Consider the following 19,474-nt stretch of genomic DNA (forward strand, 5'->3'; position numbering starts at 1 on the left):
CGTTGGTACCCGATTCCGGGCGACCTCACCAGTCCTCGTGCGGCCATCCGGCCGGGCGGGGATTCGCGCGAGTACTCCCCAGCGGCCACACGGGGTGCGAAAGTTGCCGTCCTGGCCGAAAAACCTCCGAGAAACCTAGTCGAAGCGCTTCGACAACATATGGACACCCACCTCGGGTGGGGATACTGTCGTTCCACCCCACACTCGCCGTTACCCGTCACTGTTGTCCGTTACGCGCACTGTCGAAGCGCTTCACACATGCTTGGAGAGCTGGATGGTCACTCTCGCCGAGGTCGCGCAGCACGCCGGAGTCTCGGCGAGCACGGTGAGCTATGTCCTCAGCGGCAAGCGGTCCATCTCCGCGAGCACCCGGCAGCGGGTCGAGCTGAGCATCCAGCAGCTCGGCTACCACCCGAACGCGGGCGCCCGGGCGCTGGCGAGCAACCGTTCCAACATCATCGCCCTCATGGTCCCGCTGCGTACGGACATGTACGTGCCCGTGATGATGGAGATCGCCATCGCGGTCGCCACCAGCGCCCGCACGCACGGGTACGACGTGCTCCTGCTCACCGGCGAGGAGGGTCCCGACGCCGTGCGCCGGGTGACCGGCAGCGGGCTCGCCGACGCGATGATCCTGATGGACGTCGAACTCGACGACGAGCGGCTGCCGTTGCTGCGCGGGACGGACCAGCCGTCGGTGCTCATCGGGCTGCCGGCCGCCACCGAGGGCCTGACCTGCGTCGACCTCGACTTCGGGGCCACGGGAGCGTTGTGCGCCGAGCATCTCGCGAAGCTCGGGCACCGCGACATCGCCGTCATCGGCGAGGCGCCCGCGGTCTACGAACGGCACACGGGTTTCGCCGAGCGCACGCTCGACGGACTCCGGTCCCGGTCAAGGGAGTTGGGGGTGCGGGTGCTGCACCGGCCGTGCGAGGGCGGGTACGACGCGATGACCGTGACCCTGGCCCGGATCTTCGACGAACGGCCGGGCACCACGGGGTTCGTCGTGCAGAACGAGTCGGCGGTCGAACCCCTGCTCGCGCTGCTGCGCCAACAGGGACGCGCGGTGCCGGAGGACGTGTCGGTCATCGCGGTCTGCCCGGACCAGGTGGCCACCCAGGCCTCGGTGCGGCTGACGTCCGTCGCCATTCCGGCGCAGGAGATGGGACGCCGTGCGGTGGAACTGCTGATCGCGAAGCTCGACGGGCACGGCGGCGACGAAGTCGCGCTGATCGCACCCGAGTTGACGGTGCGGGCGAGCACGGGCCCGGCGCCGGTCGCTTCCTGATCCGCGCATCTCCCGCGCTTGTCTCCTGGTTCGTCCGTCCGATAGTTCGTCCGCCCGACCCCACAACCTCTACTCACACGCACACTCACACCCGACTCCCGGATGTCCGACGGGCGTTGGGGACCCCTGCCTGTCCCGGTCCGGCAGAGCCTTGCCGGATTCGGTTCCTCTCCCCCCACTCCTTCCTTCAGGAGCCGCCACGTGAACCAGCCCGCCGAAACCCTGCCCCCGTCCGGCACGGTCAGCCTCGCGCAGTCCTCCCCCACCGTCGGTACGTTCCGTGAGCGGGACGGCGCGCTGGAGTGGAGCGGCCGCCAGGAGACCGTACGGATAGAGCCCTGGGGCCCGGACGCGGTCCGGGTCAGGACCCGGCTCGGCGGGCCCGTCCTGGAAGGGCTGCCGGGTGCCCTCCTCGACACGCCGGAGTCGACGCCGTACACCGTCAAGATCGAGGACGGGCAGGGGCAGTTGACCGTCGGGGCGTTGACCGTCGAGGTGAGCGCCGAGGGCCTGATCCGCTTCCTGCGCACCGACGACGCCGGCGAACTCCTCGCCGAGGAGCGGGCGCACTTCTGGTGGCCGGGCTCGCGCCTCTACACGGCCGTCGGCAACGGCTACCACCGGCTGGAGCAGCGGTTCGCCGCCTACGAGGACGAGAAGCTGTACGGGCTCGGCCAGCACCAGCACGGTCTGTTCGACCAGAAGGGTGTCGTGCTGGACCTGGTGCAGCGCAACGCCGAGGTGTCCGTGCCGGTGCTCACCTCCAGCCGGGGGTACACCCTGCTGTGGAACAGCCCGGCGATCGGGCGGGTGGAGCTGGCGGGCAACGGGACGCGCTGGGTGGCGGATTCGGCCCGGCAGATCGACTACTGGATCACGGCCGGGCAGCCGGCCGACGCCCAGCGGCGCTACAGCGCGGTGACGGGACGTACGCCGATGCTGCCGGAGTGGGCGGCGGGCTTCTGGCAGTGCAAGCTGCGCTACCGCACCCAGGACGAACTCCTGGACGTGGCAAGGGAGTACAAGCGGCGCGGGCTGCCGCTGCGCGCCATCGTGTGCGACTTCTTCCACTGGACTCATCTGGGCGAGTGGAAGTTCGACCCGGCCGAGTGGCCCGACCCGGCCGCCATGGTCCGCGAGTTGGAGGAGATGGGCGTCAAACTCGTCGTCTCCGTCTGGCCCTCGGTGTCGCCGCTCTCCGAGAACCACCAACTCATGGAGCAGCGCGGCTACTTCATCGGCACGCAGTACGGTCCGATGGCGCACGCCGACTGGCCGGACAAGGGCGTCGCGTCCACCGTCCAGGTCGCGTTCTACGATGCCACCAACCCCGAGGCACGCGAGTTCGTGTGGTCGAAGATCCGCGACAACTACCTTGCCCCGTACGGCATCACGGCCTTCTGGCTGGACGCCTGCGAGCCGGAGCTGAAGCCGGGCTTCCCGGAGAACCTGCGGTACTGGGCGGGCCCGGGGCTGGAGGTCGGCAACCTCTACCCGGTCGAGAACGCCCGCACCTTCTACGAGGGCCTGATCGCGTCCGGCGAGGACGAGGTGATCAGCCTCAACCGCTCGGCGTGGGCGGGCAGTCAGCGCTACGGAGCCGCCCTGTGGTCCGGTGACATCGGCGTCGACTTCCCGACCCTGCGCCGCCAGATCGCGGCCGGCCTCAACACCGCCCTGTCCGGCATCCCCTGGTGGAACACCGACATCGGCGGGTTCCACGGCGGCGACCCGGACGACCCGGCGTACCGGGAGGTGATGGTCCGCTGGTTCCAGTTCGGCGCGTTCTCGCCACTGATGCGGCTGCACGGGTTCCGTGACCCGGGGATGCCGCTGGGTCCCGACATGACCGGTGGGCCCAACGAGGTGTGGTCGTACGGGGAGGAGGCCGGCGCGATCCTGGAGCGGTATGTGCGGCTGCGGGAGCGGTTGAAGCCGTATGTGCTGCGGGTGATGCGTGAGGCGCACGAGGAGGGGCTGCCGGTGATGCGGCCGCTGTTCCTGGAGTTCCCGGACGACCCGGCGGCGTGGGGCGTCGACGACGCGTATCTCTTCGGGCCCGATCTGCTGGTCGCGCCGGTTCTGTCGGCGGGGGCGACGAGCCGGACGGTGCGGTTGCCGGCGGGGGCGGGCTGGACTGACGCGTGGACCGGTGAGGTGTATCAGGGTGGGAGTGAGGTCACTGTCGATGCGCCGCTCGACCGTATTCCGGTGTTTTTGCGGGACGGGGTGAGTTTGCCCATCGCGGAGTAGGGGTTGCCCTTGGCTTCGGGGGGGGTGGGGTGCGGTTGGGGGGTGGGTGCGGGTGCTTCGTGGCTTGTCGCGCAGTTCCCCGCGCCCCTATAGGGGCGCCTCTGCCCCCGGGAATACTTCAACTGCCTTGGTCTCACGCCGGAAGGAAGCTTTCGTGTCTGCTGTTCCCCTCGCCCTGACGTTCGCCAATCTTTTACTGCGGCCCGCCTTGGGGTCCCGGCGTGAGCCCGAGCGGGTGTTTGAGCGGATCGTCGGGAAGGCGGGTGGGGCCGAGGGGGACGAGGCGTTTGTCGAGAGCTTTCGGCCGTTGCTCGTCGAGTGGGCGGGCGACGAGGAGCTCTCGCCCATCGGGTGGCAGTCGGCTCAGGCCCATGTGCGCCGGCATCTCACCAACCGGGCCCGGATCCGGCGGCTGATAGCCGAGCAACCCGCCATCGCCGAGGAGCCCATCGAGAAGCCGGTGTTCGTGGTGGGCCTGCCGCGCACCGCCACCACGCTCACCCACGGCGTGCTGTCCCTCTCCGACGAACACCGCTGCCCCCGGCTCTGGGAGTTGCTCGCCCCGGGCCTCGAACCGTCGCCCCAGCAGCGGCAGAAGGCGATCACGTCCGCTCGCCGGACCCTCGACGGCACGTACCGGCTCAGCCCGCGTTTCCGCGAGATCCACCCCATGACCGCCGAAGGCCCGGAGGAGTGCACCTTTCTCCTGCCGCACGCCCTGGTGCCCCTGTCGCAGGCCCGTCTGCCCGAGTACCACGCCCGGCAGTTCGAGCGGGACTTCATCCCCGACTACCGCCATCTCAAGGAGTGCTTCCAGGTACTCCAGTACGGCCGGCCCCGGCGCCGCTGGATCCTCAAGTCGCCCATGCACACCGGGAATCTCGACGCCCTGCTCACCGTGTTCCCCGATGCCACGCTCGTGTGGACCCACCGCGACCCGGCGACCGCGGTCGCCTCCTTCTGCAGCCTGGTCGAGTGCGGAATGGTCCTCTCCCGGCGCACGGTCGACCTGCCCGCCCTCGGCGCCACCTGGCTCGACCTGCTCAGCCGCTCGGTACGGCGGGGACTGGCGGCCCGGGCCGGCTTCCCGCGCGAGGCGCTGGTGGACGTGCCCTACTCGTGGCTCGGCTCCGACCCGGCCGCGGGTGCGCCGAAGCTCTACGACGCCGTCGGCGCCCGCTGGACCGAGGCCGACGCCGCCCGGCTCCCGACGGTCTCCACCCACCTCAGGGGCAGCCGACCCCACCGCTACGACCTGGCCCGCTACGGCCTGACCAGGGAGGACGTCGAGGCGGCCTTCGCCGACTACAACACCCTGCGGGCCGAGGTCGACCGCGCCTGAACGGCGCGGCCGGCCCCGGCCCGTCGGTACTCCCGCGTCAGCTGCTGCTGACCGTCAGGCTGTTGGTGGCGAAGTCCAGACCGCCGGAGGACGAGGTGATCTCGAACCCGAACTGCACGTCACCGATGGTCTCGTTGCCGAACCAGCCCTTGGTGTCCTTGATCCACTTGAGGATCGGGAGGATGTTGACGGAGCCGGACGTCGAGTTGGAGGTGCGGACGAACGAGAAGACCTCGTTCGCGCCGTTGTTGCCCTTGTAGACGGTCCAGGTGTGGCCGCCCAGTGTCACGTTGCCCTGCGAGGTGCCGAGCGGGCCGACGGCTCCGGTCTTGTTGACCCAGAGCATGATCTCGTAGTCGTAGTCGGTGTCCCAGATGTCGTACGACGTGTTGTACGCGCCGGACGACGGGACCGTGACGTTGTAGTTGCTGGTGAGCGAACCGAGCGAGGTGATCGACTTGTTGACCACCTTCTTGGAGTTGGGGTACGACTTGATGCCGCCGGTGTTCGGGTGGTTCGCCCAAACACCCCAGTTGGTGCCGGAGTTGGCCCAGAAGCACTGGCTGCCGGCGCCGGAGCCCCAGATGTTGTTGTAGAGGGTGTAGCCGTTCAGGCTTGTGTTGCCGTACTGGTCGCAGGTGTTCCAGACGGCGGCCGAGGCGGGGGCGGAGGCGACACCGACGGTGACGCCGAGCGCCAGAGCGGGGGCCAGCATGGCCTTGGTGATCCGGCTCAGCATGCGGGTGCGTGTTGCCATGGGGGTTCCTTCCAAGGGTGGGGGGAAATGCGTGTGTGGGGATTGCGAGTGGGGGGTTGTCTGCTGTTGTCTGTCGCGCTGTTCCTCGGTGGGATTACCGCGGTCCCAGGTCGAGAACGCGGTCTTCTCCGGCGACGAGATCGAGCGGGCGTGCGCCGGAGGAAGTCCTGAGGTCGATCCGGTGGGTTCGGGTGGGTCGTACGACGGCCCGGCCTCGCCCCGGCCCCCAGTCGAGGTCGACCTCCGCGCCGAACCTCGTCCGTACGCCCCGGAGTCGGCCCGAGGGCCAGGTCGCCGGGAGCGCCGGAAGGAGGACCAGTCGGTCGGGGGTCGACTGGATGAGCGCCTCGATGAGCACCGCGGGCAGGGCGTGGGCGGCGTCCGCGTTGTAGACGTCCCGCCCGGGGTAGTGGGCGCTCATCAGGGAGGCGTGGAAGAAGTCGCCGTCGAGCACCTGACCGAGGGCGTGGGTGACCCGTTCGCCGTCGCGGAGGCGGGCCGCGATCAGCGCGTGGTGCAGGTGTCCGTGCGCCGAGTCGTTCTCGGCGCCCCGGAGTTGGAGCGCACGGTGAGCGGCGGCGGCGAGGTCGGGGGTGTCGTAGGGGTTGATCTCGTCGAGCGGCCAGACACCGTAGAGATGGCTGAGGTGTCGGTGGTCGTAGGTGTCGTCCAGGCCGGGCCACGCCCATTCGGCGAGCGCGCCGTCGGCGTTGACGCGGTGTGGCGGTAGGCGGTCGGCCAACTCCCGCCAGCGGTCGGCCCGTTCGGAGTTTCCGGGGTCTCCGGGGTCTCCGGGTTCTCCGGGGTCTCCGTGGTCTCCGGAGTAGTGGTCGGCGGCGGTGAGCAGGGCGTGCCTTGCCGCCGAGAGGTCCATGGCCGCGTTGATCGCGCCCCAGCTCGCGCCTGCGGGACGGTTCTCCGGTGAGTAGGAGGGGACGACGACGAGGTTGCCGTCGGCGTCGGTGCGGGTGAGGAAGTCCTCGTAGAACAGGGCTACTTCGGCGAGCAGGGCGGCTGTGCGCGGATCGCGGACGCCTTCGGTTTCGTCGTGGTCGACGAGCGGTTTCAGCAGCCAGTCGGCGCCTGCCGTCCAGAGGTGGAGCGGATACTCGCGGGAGAAGTGGTACGCGCCTCCCGACTCGCCGTCGGTGTGCGAGGGCGCGACCAGGCCCCGGGCACCGAAGACCGCGCGGGCGTTCTCCCGCCAGTCGTCGATCTGACGGTTGATCAGAGATGCCTGTGCTGCGGTGACTTCAGGGAGGGCGCCGGCCACCGCCGACGCGGTCTGGAGGTTGAGGTTGGCGTTGGTGGTGAACGCTCCGGACCACGCGGTGTTCCAGTCGCCGGTCCACAGGCCGGGCAGCCGGGGCGGGAGCATTCCGCTGGCGGAGAGCAGGTGGTAGCGACCGGCGGCGAAGAGACGCTCCAGGAGCGCGGGGCTCTTCGTCCGGGCGAGCAACTCGGTGCCGGGGAGGGCACGTTCGGCTTGTTCGGCGTCGAGTTCGAGGGTGACGCGTTGGTAGGCGGTGCGGTGGAGGGGGATGTGGCGGGCGAGGAGCCGGTCGTACGTCCGCTCGCCCGACGTAAGTGCGCCGTCGCCCGACCCGGGTTCGCCGTCGTCCGACCCGGGTTCACGGTCGTCCGGCCGCGGGCGCTCGTCGTCCTCCGCGTCCGACAGCAGGTCGCGCAGGGCCCGGGCGTCCTCCGCCGTGTCCCGTTCGCCGAGGTGCCGGACGACCCGGGTCAGCAGCAGCACGGACTCCGCGCCCTCCGCCCGGACGCCGGGCGGGGCGAGGGTGGTGGTCCCGCCCGTCGGGACGACGAGGGTCACGCCGGTGTACGCGCGGTCGCTGCCCGGGTAACGGACACGGAGGGTGATCAGGGCGCCCTCGGGGGTGCGCACCACACTCTGGCCGACGCCCAACTCGGCTGGGGCGTTGGGGAGTCGGTGATCGAGGTCGATGTCGAGGGTGTGGTGGGGGGCGAGGGTGACGTGCTGGACGATGACGTCGTCCGCGCGGGACACGAAGACCCGGCTGCGCCACCCTTCGCACTCCGCCTCGACGACCCCGGTGGTGAAGTCGACGGACCGGCGGTATTCACCGGCCTCCGCCGTCGGTGGTCCGCCGCGCAGGCGCACCTGGAACGCCGGGTGGAAGGGCTGCACCCACTGCAGCTCCCGCCCGTCGGTGAAGCCTTCGGCGGCCGTCGTGTCCCCGGCCAGCAAGCGGTCCTGGACGGTGGCCAGTTGGTCCGCGAGGTGCGGTGGGCGGGCGTGTTCGCTGCCGTTCGGGCGGACCAGGGTGTGGTGTGTGACGACGACACGGTCACCGTCCGGGGCGCCGAGAACCAGGGCGCCGTGGCGGCCGTTGCCGCTCAGGTAGCCGTCTTCCCAGCGCGCGGCGGGACATGGTTCCCAGGTTCCGTGGACGGGTCCGTCGGTCATGGCTTCAGCACCGCCACCCCGTAGCGGCCCAGCGACACCTCGTCCATGACGATGTCGCCGGTCAACAAGTCGCGGTGCACACCGGGGACTTGGACGGTCACGGGGTCGGTGCCGTGATTGAGCACGAAGAGCAGCTCACCGCGCCGGACCGCCTCGACCCCGGCCGGCAGCGCGTCCAGCACCGGTCGGACGCCCGCGTCGGCGCCGATCCGGGCGAGGAGGTCCCGCAGCGCGTCGGGCTCGGGGAGCGTGGAGAGGTACCAGGCGTTCCCCTTGCGCAGTACCGCGGGCAGCCCGTCGAGTTCGCCGCCCTTGTACGCGGTCACCTCGTCGGGGTCGTCGGCCTCGAGTTCCTCGGACCACAAGTGCCCCTGGAAGCCGTCCACTTCGACCGTCTCACCCGCGTCCAGTGGCCACCACTCGTGCAGGGTGCGCAGTCCGAAGAGGCCGCGCAGCCGGGCGTCCATGCCGCCGGGCCGTACCCGGTCGTCCTCGTCGGCGACGCCGGTCAGGAAGCCGCAGACGAGGGTGCCGCCGCCGCGTACGTAGGCGAGGAGGTTGTCGATCGCCGCGTCCGTGAGCAGGTACAACTGCGGTACGACCACGAGCCGGTAGGCGGACAGGTCGTGCTCGGGATGGGCGAAGTCCGTCGTGAGATGCGCTTCCCACAGGGCCCGGTGCCAGGCCCGTACGACCTGCGGGTAGTCCGCCTCGGAGGAGAGCCGCCCCTCCTGGGCGCCGCCCCACCAGGCGTGCCAGTCATGGAGAACGGCGATGTGGTTCGTCGTCTGACTGTCCGTCACTGCAGTGCTGATGGAGGCCAGTTCGGCGCCGAGCTGCTTGACCTCCTGGTAGGTGCGGCCGTGCTCGCCGGCGTGGCTGACCATGCCGGAGTGGAACTTCTCGGCGCCCTGCCGGGACTGCCGCCACTGGAAGTAGCAGACGGCGTCGGCACCGCGCGCCACCGCCTGGAGCGACCAGAGACGGTTGAGCCCGCGCGGCTTGGGGTGGTTGACGCCACGCCAGTTGACCGGACCGGCCGCCTGTTCCATCAGCATCCACGGTCCGCGTGCCTGCGAACGGGTCATGTCCTGTACGAGTGCGCCCTGCTGGGCACCGAACGGGTCGCGCGGGTCGGGATAGAGGTCGACGGAGACGACGTCCTCCTCCTCGGCCCAGCGCCAAGCGTCCTGACCCACCCACATCGGCATGAAGTTGGTGGTGACCGGCAGGTGCGGGGTGTGGCGGCGGACGATGTCGCGTTCCGCGAGGTAGCACTCCAGAAGCGCGTCGGAGGTGAACCGTTTGAAGTCGAGCACCTGGGCGGGATTGCGCATGTAGTGCGGAAGGCGTGGCGGCAGGATCTCGTACCAGTCGCCGTACCCCTGGCTCCAGAACGCCGTCCCCCAGGCCTCGTTGAGAGCGTCCAGCGTGCCGTACCTGTCCTGGAGCCAGCGGCGGAACGCGGCGGCCGACTCGTCGCCCCAGTCGTAGGTGCAGTACTCGTTGTTGATGTGCCACATGGTGAGGGCCGGATGACTGCCGTAGCGGGCGGCCAGGTCCTCGGTGATGGCGGCGGCGTAGCGGCGGTAGACCGCGCTGGAGTGCGAGAAGTGCTGGCGCCCGCCCCACCATTCGATCCGCCCGTCCTCGGCGACCGGCAGGGTCTCCGGGTGCAGCCGGCCCATCCAGGGCGGCGGCGAGGAGGTGGGCGTGGCGAGGACGACGCCGATTCCGTCTGCGTGCATGAGGTCCATCAGCCGGTCGAGCCAGCCGAACTCCCGTGCGCCGGGCCGGGGTTCGAGCTTCGCCCAGGAGAAGACGCCGAGCGTGACGGAGTTGACCCCGGCATCCTTCATCAGCCGGACGTCCTCGTGCCAGGTCTCCTCGGGCCACTGTTCGGGGTTGTAGTCGCCGCCGAAGAGGATCCGCCCCCGGGTGGCGTCGCCGAGCCCCGGCATCAGACGGGGTCCCCGTACTGGATACCGCGCCCGTTGGTGGCGAGGTAGACGCGGCCGTGGATGCGCGGGTCGCCGGTGATCACTTCGCCGGTCCAGCCCCACTGATGGGCGTCGTCGTTGATCCGCGTCCAGGACTTCGCCTCGTCGTCGGAGCGGTAGACGGCGGTGATGGTGTCGGTGGAGCCCACCATGTAGACGGCGGGGTAGGCGGCACCCTCGGCCGCGCGGCCGAAGCCGAGCGTGTACGCCGCCCAGCAGCTCGCCACCTTGGTGAAGGTGGCCCCGCCGTCGGTGGACCGGTAAAGCCCGTTCCACTTGACGCTCAGCCACAGGTCACCGGACCTTCCCGGCGCCGCGACCAGCTCGAACTGGCTGTCGCCTGCGGGCAGCCCGCCCGCACGGGCAGTGAACGAGAGGCCACTGTCAGTGCTGGCGTATAGCGTTCCTATGTCGGTGTCGTATGCGTAGAAGCGCGTCGGGTCGGCCGGGTCGGCGACCGGCGTGGCGCCCTTCGGGAAGGAGGAGATCTCGGACCAGGTCGTGCCGTTGTCCGTGGAGCGGTGGGCTGGGTACTTCGTGCCGTCCCAGTGCACGAAGGTCCACAGCAGCACGCTGCCGTCGGCGTTGGTGGCGATCGGCCCCGGTGCGTTCTTGGCGATGTCGGGCTGGGCAGCGAAGGGCGCCCAGCTCCGCCCGCCGTCGTTCGAGAAGGCGCCGTTGCCGTTGTCGCCCCACCCGGTACGGACGACGTACGACGGCTTGGCCGCGGCCTGGGCGAGTCCCGTCGCCGACCCGAACACGGGGTTCGACGCCATGCCGCGCGACGGAGACGCCGTGAGCCGCTCGTGGTACATCACGCCGATGTCCCCGAGTCCGCTGAGCAGGTGCGCCTCCCCGACCGGGGGCGAGATCAGCTGGCGCACGGACGTCTCCTCCAGGCCGCGGATCTGCGGGGCCCAGTGCTTGAGGTCGCGGGTGCCGTAGAGAGTCGCGCCGGTCCCGTACACGATGTGGCGGGAGTCGTAGGGGTCGAGGGCGAGGGCCTGGATCCACCAGCCGAACTTGGGCGCTGCGGCGCCCCACTTGAGAAAGGGGGTTTCGGACACGTCGAACACAGCGGTGTCCTTGAGGGACGTCCAGGTACGGCCACCGTTGGTGGAACGGAACACCGTGTCGATGTCGGCCCAGCGGTTGTTGGTCGAGACGACGAGGGTGCCGGCCCGGCAGGCGTCGACGGCGACTCCGCCGTAGGCGAAGGTGTCGGCGGAGCCGTCGGCGGTGGTCCCGCCAGGCCTGACCGGGGTCACGTCCGTCCAGCGGCCGGTCGTGGTGCGCAGCCTGTGCACGCTGCCGTCCGACTGGCCGTTGGGCCCTGCCGCGTTGCCGTACGTCACGTACAGGTCGCGGGTGTGGTGGTCGTAGGCGGCGCGGATCGGCACCTTGGCGGAGGTGGCGCCGACGGGCTGTCCGGGTACGGCTTCCCAGGTGGTGCCGTCGGAGGTGCGGTACAGGTTGGCCGTACCGGCGGTGCCGTTGCCGTCGCCGTCGCCCCACCCGGCGTAGACGGTGCGGCCGGCCGCGACCAGGAAGGTGACGCCCTGGCCGCTCGCGCTCGGGGTGGCCGGGAAGGTGGTCGCGGGTGCCCAGGTGGCGCCCCGGTCGGTGGACTTGAGCAGTCCGTCGTGCCGGGTTCCCAGCCACAGGGTGTCGCTGTCGCGCGGGTCGACGAGGAGCCGTTCGCCGGTGCCTCGCCCGTCCTCGTTGGCGCCGAGCTTCACGGTCAGGTCGGTACGGGCCCAGGTCGCGCCCCGGTCCTCGGAGCGCAGGACGGCACCGTTGCCGGCCCACGACTGGGCGTAGGTGCCGAGGGACAGGTAGACGCGGTCGGGGTGGGCGGGGTCGACGGCGATCGCCTCGACTCCGAGGAGGTTCCAGTCGTCCCACCCGAGGTGATCGGTGAGCGGCGTCCAGCGCGCGGCTCGCTCGTCCCAGCGGTAGGCGCCGCCGATGTCGGTACGGGCGTAGGCGAGTCCCCGTACGGAGGGGTGGAAGAGCACTCCGGTGACGAATCCGGTGCCGCCGATGACGGCGGTGCGCCAGCGGTAGGCGGGGGACGCGGCCTCGGCGGAGGTGGCCGCCCGGGCCGCCGTACCGGAGAGAGACACGACGGACACCGCGGCGACAGCGGCCGAACCGGCAAGAACAGCACGTCTACTCGGACGGGACGAAGACATGACTTACCTCGATCTTGAAAAAAGGGGAGGAAGACGCGCCCCAAAGGGGCGCGGGGCGGTGACATTTGCGGCTCCGCCGCGTGGGCGCGATCAACCACAACGGCCCCGCGGCCGCCATCAGCCCGCAAGAGGCATCGTGTACGGCGAACCCTGAGCGTCAGCCCTTGATCGCCCCGGTCAGCATCCCCTTCTTGAAGTGGCGCTGGACGAACGGCGACGCCACCGCGACAGGGATCAACGCGAGGACCATCACGGCCATCTGCAGCCCCAGCGCCGACAACTGCCCGGTACGGACCGCCTGTTGCAGTCCCGTGGGGTTCGCCGTGTTCTTCTGGACGAGCTGGATGAGCACGTTCTGCAACGGCATCATGTCCTGATCGCTCAGGTAGATGGACGCGTTGAACCAGGCGCTCCAGTACCCGACCGCGTAGAACAGGGAGATCACGGCCAGCACCGCCCGGGAGAGCGGCATGATGATGGTCAGCAGGATCCGCAGATCCCCCGCCCCGTCGATCCGCGCGGACTCGGTGAGCTCGGGCGAGATCCCCATGAAGAAGGCCCGCAGGACAAGGATGTTGAAGACGCTGACCGCGCTGGGCAGGATCAGCGACAGATAGGTGTCGGTGAGGCCCAGCGTCTGCACCAGAAGGTACGTCGGGATGAGGCCGGCCCCGAAGAACATGGTCGCCATCATGGTCAGCAGGAAGAACCGGTGGCCAAGGCTGCCCGGCCGGGAGAGCCCGTAGGCAGCGAGCACCGAGACCGCCATCGAGAACAGCGTGCCGAACAGCGTGACACCGCCCGAGACCATGATCGCCCGGCTGACCTGGCCGCCGCTGAGCAGTTCCGTGTAGTTGACGAACGTGATGCCCTGGGGGATCACGACGAGCCCGCCGACCCGGTCGATCACCGGTTTCGGGGAGAGGCTGGTGACGATCACGATCCAGAGCGGGCCGAGCACGCCCAGACAGCAGAGCGCGAGGAAGCCGCCCTTGGCGGTGAGGCCGACCTTGCTCGGCGCCTCCTCCCACACGGGGCGGGCGGGGGCCCGGAGGCTGCGGACGAGCTGCGTGTTGAGGCTCACTTCTTGTACACCCCCTGCTCGCCCAGCAGATGCGCGAACTTGTTCGCGGCCAGGACGAGACACACTCCGATGGCTCCCTTGACGAGGCCGACCGCGGCCGCGTAGCTGAAGTCGCCGTTCTGGATACCCATGTTCCACACGTAGGTGTCGAGGACCTCGCTGACCCCCACGCCGACCGCGTCCCGCTGGAGCAGGAACTGTTCGAATCCGACGCTCAGCGCGTCGCCCACCCGCAGGACCAGCAGCAGTGCGATCACCGGGCGCAGCGCGGGCAGCGTCACGTGCCACATACGGCGCCAGCGTCCCGCGCCGTCCATGGCGGCGGCCTCGTACAGGTCGGTGCTGACTGCGGCCAGCGCGGCGAGGAAGACGATGATCCCCCAGCCGGCGTCCTTCCAGACGGCCTGCGCGGTGACCAGGTACTTGAAGAGGTCCGCGTTGGTCATCAGGTCGAACCCGGTCCACCCGTGGTCCTCCAGGGTCTGGGCGATGATGCCCGCGCCGCCGAAGATCTGCTGGAAGACGGTGACCACGAGGACCCACGAGAAGAAGTGCGGCAGGTACATGATCGCCTGTGCCACGGCCCGGACCCGGGGCCGGACCACGCTGTTGATGAGCAGCGCGAGGGCGATGGGGACCGGGAAGAACAGGACCAGCTGGAGCGCGAACAGCAGGATCGTGTTCTGCACCGCGTCCCAGAACAACGGGTCGTCCACCATCCGCGAGAACTGCTCCACCCCGACCCAGGGGCTGTGGAAGATCGCGGTGATGCCGTTGGTGGAGATGTAGGGGTCGTAGTCCTGGAAGGCGACGACGTTGCCGAGCAGTGGAACGTAGTTGAAGACCACGAGCAGACAGATGACGGGCAGTGTCATCAGGATGAGCGCGCGGTCGCGGCGCAGCCGGACCCGCCAGGGAATCTTGCGCGCCGTGCCTGCCCTACCCGCCTTGCCTGCCTTACCCGCCCTGCCTGCCTTGCTCTCGTCGATCGCCCTGCCCGCTCTGCCCGCTTTGCCTTCCGCGAGCGTCCCGCGTGCACCCCGTCCCGTCGCCACGGTCGCGGCGACCGCGGCCGTCGGTTCCCCGGCGGCCGCGGGAGAACTAGTCCCGTCGGGCCTGCTCCCCGCCGTGAGAGACATCAGTTGCCGCTGCCGTTCTGGTCGATGAGCTTCTTGTACCAGTCGCGCAGCTGGTCGCCGCCGGAGGACTTCCAGGTGGAGATGGCGGCCTGCACGTCCGACAGCTTGCGGTTGCCGCGTACGAAGTCGATCTCCAGCTGCTCGAACTGGCTGGAGAGGTTCGCCCAGCGGGTCGGCTCGACGATGTTCATGCCGAAGGTGGACGTCTTCTTCATGAAGGCGCCGTTCCGCTGCTGCCACTCGACCTGCTTGCGGGCGACATCGGGGAGGTCGGGGTGGGCGTAGTAGGCGGCCGGCGCGGCCAGCATCACCCAGGCGTTGAGCACCTCGGAGTTGCCGAGGTCGTTCTTGACCGGAACGCCGTCCTTGACGGTGTAGTGGGTGCCCTCGACGCCGTAGTCGACGAGCATCCGCTCCTTGGTGCCGTAGGGCGCGGCGGAGAAGTTGGCGGCGGCCAGCGCGTTCTCGATCGTGGCCTTCGAGGCGCCCTTGCGGATCAGCGACCAGATGGTGGCGGGCTGGGAGGCCCACAGCGTCGGGTCGCCGCCGTCGGCGCCGTAGATGTCGATGGCGTCGATCTCGAGGTCCGGGTTGGACTGCGCCTGCTCGGAGGCCTTTCCGTACCAGTCGGCGATGTTGGTGTTCCAGACCAGGACCTGCCCGGCGGTGAACCGCTGGCCCTGGTCGCCCGTGCGCGCCTTGTCGTCGGGGTGGACCACACCCGCGTCGAACAGCTTGCGGACCCACTCCAGTGCTTCGAGGTACTCGGGCTGTTCGATGCGGTACGTCAGCTTGCCGTCGGAGCCGATGTTCCAGCCGAGCGTCCCGGCGGGGAGGACGCCGAAGTTGTTCCACGCGGACCAGGTCATGTCGTTGCAGGCCCACACCTTGGCCTTGGCGCTGGTGGCCTCCTTGGCCCAGCTCAGGAACTCGTCAGGCGATGTGGGTACCGAGTAGCCCTTCTTGTCGAAGAGGTCCTTGCGGTACAGCGGCGCGATCCAGTTCGCGGTGGCGGCCGGCATCGGGATGCCGCGCAGCGCGCCCCCGAAGATGCCCATGCGCCAGGCGTCGGACGGGATCGCGGCCAGGTTCGGGTACTTCTTGACCTTGTCGCCCGCGAGGTAGGGGCCGAGATCCATGAACTTCGCGGTGACGGCGTTCGAGATCTTGCCGACCAGTTCCCAGCTCGGCACGACCACCATGTCGGGTATGGAGCTGGAGGCGAGGACCGCGCCGAGCTTCTGGCCGTAGGTGTTGCCGTCCTGGTTCTGCCAGGTGATCTTCGTGCCCGCCGCGGCGTCGAGCGCCGTGTAGTAGGCGCATCCGGCCTTCGGCGGCGAGCCCCAGAACGGGGACATGATCTTGATGGGGGCGCCGGTGCCGAGCTTCGCCGGGACCGAGCTGGCGAGGGCCGCGAGGTCGACCTTGCCGGTGTAACCGGCTGCGGAGCCGTTCTTCGACGGAAGGTCCGGCTGGGCGACCTTGCTGGCGGCGAACGCAGGCAGCAGCTTGGCCGCGGCCTTGCCCGAGGTGGTCCCGTCGTGCGACCCGCCGTCCGACCCGCCGCAGGCGGAGAGCAGAGGCATCCCGCCCGCCACCGCTGCGGTGACCACCGCGGTGGAGGCGAGGAAGCTTCTCCGGCTGGGGGCGGAGGAGGCGGAAGCGGCGTTCGGCGTCATTGCGTCAACCCTTCATGGCGCACCAGGACACCCGGCGGTGGGGCCGTCGGCTGTGGTGTCTTGAGTGGATCTGGCTGAGCTGAAGCGTTTCTCCGACCACTGCGACGGTTCACCCGTAGTCGAAGCGCTTCGATGTTGCTGCGAGGTTAAGTGAACACCTGAGGGCGCACAAGGGTCGGATCCAAGATTCCTCAGCAGTACCGGACCTCGCACAACAGTCCCAACCACCCCCATAAGCGGCCTGACATCACAGGCAGGAAACGGAGTTGTTGCGCGCGGGTCTCTTGACACCCACCCCCACGTCGAATGAGCATCGAAGCGCTTCGAATGTGCCGAGCCGCTCCATCGCAAAGGGAACCCCAAGTGACCGCACAAACGCCGCCTTCGCCGCCATTCCGGGATCCGCAGCTGCCGACCGCGAAGCGCATCGACGACCTTGTCTCGCGCCTCACCCTCGACGAACGCATCGCGTTCCTGCACCAGTTCGCGCCCGCCGTCGAGCGCCTCGGCGTCGCCGCGTTCCGCACCGGCCAGGAGGCGCTGCACGGGGTCGCCTGGATGGGCCCGGCGACCGTCTTCCCGCAGTCGGTCGGTCTCGGCGCGACCTGGAACGAACAGCTCGTGCGGCGCGTCGGCGAGGCGGTGTCCAAGGAGGTCAGGGCGATGCGCGCCCGGGACGACCGCGTCGGCCTCAACGTCTGGGCGCCCACGGTCAATCTGCTGCGCCACCCCCTGTGGGGCCGCAACGAGGAGGGCTACTCGGAGGATCCGAAGCTGACCTCGGCGATCGCCACCGCGTACACCCGCGGCCTGCGCGGCGACCACCCCACGTACTGGCGCACGGCCCCGGTCCTCAAGCACTGGCTGGCCCACAACAACGAGACCGGCCGGGACATCACGTCCTCCTCGGTCCGCCCGCGCGTCCTGCACGAGTACGACCTGCGCGCCTTCCGCGAGACGGTCGAGGCGGGCGCGGTGGCGGGCGTGATGCCCGCGTACAACCTGGTCAACGGCCGCCCCAACCACGTCTCGCCGCACCTGAAGCAGCACCTGCGCACCTGGACCGACGAGGACCTGCTGGTCTGCTCGGACGCCGCCGCGCCCTCCAACCTGGTCGACTCGGAGCACTACTTCGACACCCACGAGGAGGCGACGGCCGCCGCGCTGATCGCCGGCGTGGACAGCTTCACCGACCACGGCACGGACAGCTCGAAGATCCTCGCCCGTCTCCAAGGCGCCCTGTCCCAGGGCCTGTTGACGGAGGAGGACATCGACAGGGCGGTCCGCCGCCAGCTCTCGGTCCGTTTCCGCCTGGGCGAGTTCGACCCGCGGGACGACCCGTACGCCGACACCTCCGACTTCGACACCCCGGCCCACCGCGCCCTGGCCCAGGAGGCGGCGGAACAGGCCGTCGTCCTGCTGAAGAACGACGACGGCACACTCCCCCTGGCCCCCGGCACCCGGGTGGCGGTCGTCGGTCTGCTCGCCGACGAGTGCAAGACCGACTGGTACAGCGGCACCCTCATCCACCGCTCGACACCGCTCGAAGGCCTGTACGAGCGCTTCGGCGCCGAGCATGTCGAGTTCGCCGAGGGTGTGGACCGGGTACGGCTGCGCACATCGGCCGGTACGTTCCTGCACGTACCGCCCGCCGAGGACGCGCCCGACGTCGCCCGGGGAGCCGAGGGCGCCCTCGACCCGGCCCTGCTCGCCGGCCGCACCGACCTGCCGGCGCTCACCGCCGACGCCGAGGGGACCGAGTTCGCGCTGGTCGACTGGGGCGAGGGCCTGCTGACGCTGCGAGCGCCCGACGGCCGGTATCTGTCGGTCGCCGAGGACGGCCACGTACGGGCGTCGGCGGACCAGCCGGGCGGCTGGGTCGTCCAGGAGACGTTCCGCCTGGAGCCCCACGCGAGTGACTCCCACGGATCGCACGGATCGCACGGATCGCACGAGAACCGTCACCTCCTCAGGCACGTCGGTACGGGCCGCCACGTCTGCGTCGCCGCCGACGGCGTGAAGGTTGCCGACGGGAACGAGGCCCCTCCGGAGATCTTCGAACTGATCGTCGCCGAACGTGGTGAGGAATCGGTGAAGAGAGTGGCCGCCCGGGCGGACGTGGTCGTGGTGGTCGCGGGCAACGACCCGCACATCAACGGCCGCGAGACCGAGGACCGCACGACCCTGCGCCTGCCCGCCCACCAGCGGCGCCTGCTGGAGGCGGCCCGCGCCGCGAATGCCCGGACGGTCCTGGCCCTGGTCTCGGCGTACCCGTACGCCGTGGATGTCACGGACATCCCGGCTGCCCTGTGGACCGCGCACGGCGGCCAGGCGGCCGGCACCGCGCTGGCCCGCGTCCTGGCGGGCGACGTCTCCCCGGCGGGCCGCCTCCCGCAGACCTGGTACGCGGACGACGCCGACCTGCCCGGCCTGCTGGACTACGACATCATCGGCTCCCGGCAGACGTACCTCTACTTCGAGGGCACCCCCCTGTTCCCCTTCGGCCACGGCCTGTCGTACGCGTCGTTCGCGTACGCCGACCTGACGGCGGAGACCCGGGACGACGAGACACTGCGGGTGTCGTTCACGGTCGCCAACACCGGGGACGTCACGGCGGACGAGGTGGCGCAGCTGTACGTGAAGGCGCCCGAGTCTCCGGTCGCCCGCCCGCGCAGGGAACTCCTGGCCCACCGCCGCGTCACCCTGCCCCCAGGTGTGTCAACGACAATCTCCTTCGAACTCCCGCTCAGCTGCCTGGAGTTCTGGGACGTGGCGATCGGCGGACACCGCCTCGCACCGGGCGCGTACGAACTCCTGGCGGGCGCGTCGAGCGAGGACATCCGCGTGCGTACGACGGTCCAGCTGACCGGTACTCCGCCCTCCCCCCGCCCGGTCCGCCAACTGGGCCTGGTGGCAGCCGACTTCGACGAACAGCGCGACGCCGAGATCGTCGACCTCACGAAGGTGTCCGGCGACGCGGTGACACCGGCGGGCGGCAACGAGGCCGAACTGCTCTACCGGGACTGCGACTTCGGGACGGGCGTCACCGAGATCACGGCCCAGGTGGCGGGCAAGGGACTGGTCGAGGTCGTACTGGACGACGAGGAGGAAGCGGCGGCGGTACTCACCCCGGCGCCGACCGCGGGCCCGTACGACTACACGACGGTCCGGGTCCCGCTCGCCATCGACGGCGGCGTCCACGGCGTCCACGACGTGCGCCTCAGGCTGCGCGGCCCACTGCGGCTCGCGCGCGTCGACTTCTCCGGTTGAGGGTCCGGAGCGGTCGGCACA

The 19,474-nt window shown here is 70.0% G+C and carries 11 protein-coding genes; 4 read left to right on the forward strand and 7 right to left on the reverse strand.

Translation table 11 applies throughout. The annotated features are described in order from the left end of the window. Nucleotides 1-274: 274 nt before the first annotated feature. From ABZ855_RS27115 to ABZ855_RS27125, 3 genes are all read left to right on the forward strand, one after another. Nucleotides 275-1,288: a LacI family DNA-binding transcriptional regulator gene (locus tag ABZ855_RS27115; protein ID WP_360811099.1), complete on the forward strand. Its 1,014-nt coding sequence runs from the start codon at nucleotides 275-277 to the stop codon at nucleotides 1,286-1,288. A gap of 201 nt (nucleotides 1,289-1,489) precedes the next feature. Next, nucleotides 1,490-3,541, forward strand: coding sequence for a glycoside hydrolase family 31 protein (locus ABZ855_RS27120; protein ID WP_360811101.1), 2,052 nt, complete (start codon nucleotides 1,490-1,492; stop codon nucleotides 3,539-3,541). Nucleotides 3,542-3,695: 154 nt separating this feature from the next. Next, nucleotides 3,696-4,883 carry a sulfotransferase gene (locus tag ABZ855_RS27125; protein ID WP_360811102.1) on the forward strand — a complete coding sequence of 396 codons (1,188 nt, stop codon included), beginning with the start codon at nucleotides 3,696-3,698 and terminating at the stop codon, nucleotides 4,881-4,883. A gap of 37 nt (nucleotides 4,884-4,920) precedes the next feature. Here ABZ855_RS27125 and ABZ855_RS27130 read toward each other — a convergent pair whose 3' ends face one another. From ABZ855_RS27130 to ABZ855_RS27160, 7 genes are all read right to left on the reverse strand, one after another. Continuing rightward, complete coding sequence (locus ABZ855_RS27130) at nucleotides 4,921-5,640, reverse strand: hypothetical protein (RefSeq protein ID WP_360811104.1); 720 nt, start codon at nucleotides 5,638-5,640, stop codon at nucleotides 4,921-4,923. Between the two features lie 94 nt (nucleotides 5,641-5,734). Next, nucleotides 5,735-8,086, reverse strand: coding sequence for a glycoside hydrolase N-terminal domain-containing protein (locus ABZ855_RS27135; RefSeq protein ID WP_360811105.1), 2,352 nt, complete (start codon nucleotides 8,084-8,086; stop codon nucleotides 5,735-5,737). After that, a complete protein-coding gene (locus ABZ855_RS27140) occupies nucleotides 8,083-10,047 on the reverse strand; it encodes a beta-galactosidase (RefSeq protein ID WP_360811107.1) in 1,965 nt (654 codons plus the stop codon). The genes ABZ855_RS27135 and ABZ855_RS27140 overlap by 4 nt, the downstream gene beginning before the upstream one ends. Further along, the gene (locus ABZ855_RS27145) at nucleotides 10,047-12,281 is read right to left on the reverse strand and encodes a 1,4-beta-glucanase (protein WP_360811109.1); all 2,235 of its coding nucleotides are present in this window, start codon (nucleotides 12,279-12,281) and stop codon (nucleotides 10,047-10,049) included. The genes ABZ855_RS27140 and ABZ855_RS27145 overlap by 1 nt, the downstream gene beginning before the upstream one ends. A 157-nt stretch (nucleotides 12,282-12,438) precedes the next feature. After that, complete coding sequence (locus tag ABZ855_RS27150) at nucleotides 12,439-13,365, reverse strand: carbohydrate ABC transporter permease (protein WP_360811111.1); 927 nt, start codon at nucleotides 13,363-13,365, stop codon at nucleotides 12,439-12,441. Further along, entirely contained in the window at nucleotides 13,362-14,504 is a 1,143-nt protein-coding gene (locus tag ABZ855_RS27155) for an ABC transporter permease subunit (protein WP_360811113.1), read from the reverse strand. The genes ABZ855_RS27150 and ABZ855_RS27155 overlap by 4 nt, the downstream gene beginning before the upstream one ends. Further along, on the reverse strand, nucleotides 14,504-16,183 hold the full coding sequence (locus tag ABZ855_RS27160) for an extracellular solute-binding protein (RefSeq protein ID WP_360811115.1): 1,680 nt from the start codon (nucleotides 16,181-16,183) through the stop codon (nucleotides 14,504-14,506). Before ABZ855_RS27160 ends, ABZ855_RS27155 begins: the two co-directional genes overlap by 1 nt. Before the next feature lie 363 nt (nucleotides 16,184-16,546). Between ABZ855_RS27160 and ABZ855_RS27165 the strand changes: the two genes are divergently transcribed. Further along, a complete protein-coding gene (locus ABZ855_RS27165) occupies nucleotides 16,547-19,453 on the forward strand; it encodes a glycoside hydrolase family 3 C-terminal domain-containing protein (protein WP_360811117.1) in 2,907 nt (968 codons plus the stop codon). Nucleotides 19,454-19,474: the final 21 nt, after the last annotated feature.

The organism is Streptomyces sp. NPDC047042, assembly GCF_040644035.1.
Lineage (GTDB): Bacteria > Actinomycetota > Actinomycetes > Streptomycetales > Streptomycetaceae > Streptomyces.

Bases quoted from the DNA above. Each gene is read 5' to 3' on its own strand.
- ABZ855_RS27115 (WP_360811099.1), top strand. From the start codon at position 275: ATGGTCACTCTCGCCGAGGTCGCGCAGCACGCCGGAGTCTCGGCGAGC.
- ABZ855_RS27130 (WP_360811104.1), bottom strand. From the start codon at position 5,640: ATGGCAACACGCACCCGCATGCTGAGCCGGATCACCAAGGCCATGCTG.
- ABZ855_RS27135 (WP_360811105.1), bottom strand. From the start codon at position 8,086: ATGACCGACGGACCCGTCCACGGAACCTGGGAACCATGTCCCGCCGCG.
- ABZ855_RS27140 (WP_360811107.1), bottom strand. From the start codon at position 10,047: ATGCCGGGGCTCGGCGACGCCACCCGGGGGCGGATCCTCTTCGGCGGC.
- ABZ855_RS27145 (WP_360811109.1), bottom strand. From the start codon at position 12,281: ATGTCTTCGTCCCGTCCGAGTAGACGTGCTGTTCTTGCCGGTTCGGCC.
- ABZ855_RS27155 (WP_360811113.1), bottom strand. From the start codon at position 14,504: ATGTCTCTCACGGCGGGGAGCAGGCCCGACGGGACTAGTTCTCCCGCG.
- ABZ855_RS27160 (WP_360811115.1), bottom strand. From the start codon at position 16,183: ATGACGCCGAACGCCGCTTCCGCCTCCTCCGCCCCCAGCCGGAGAAGC.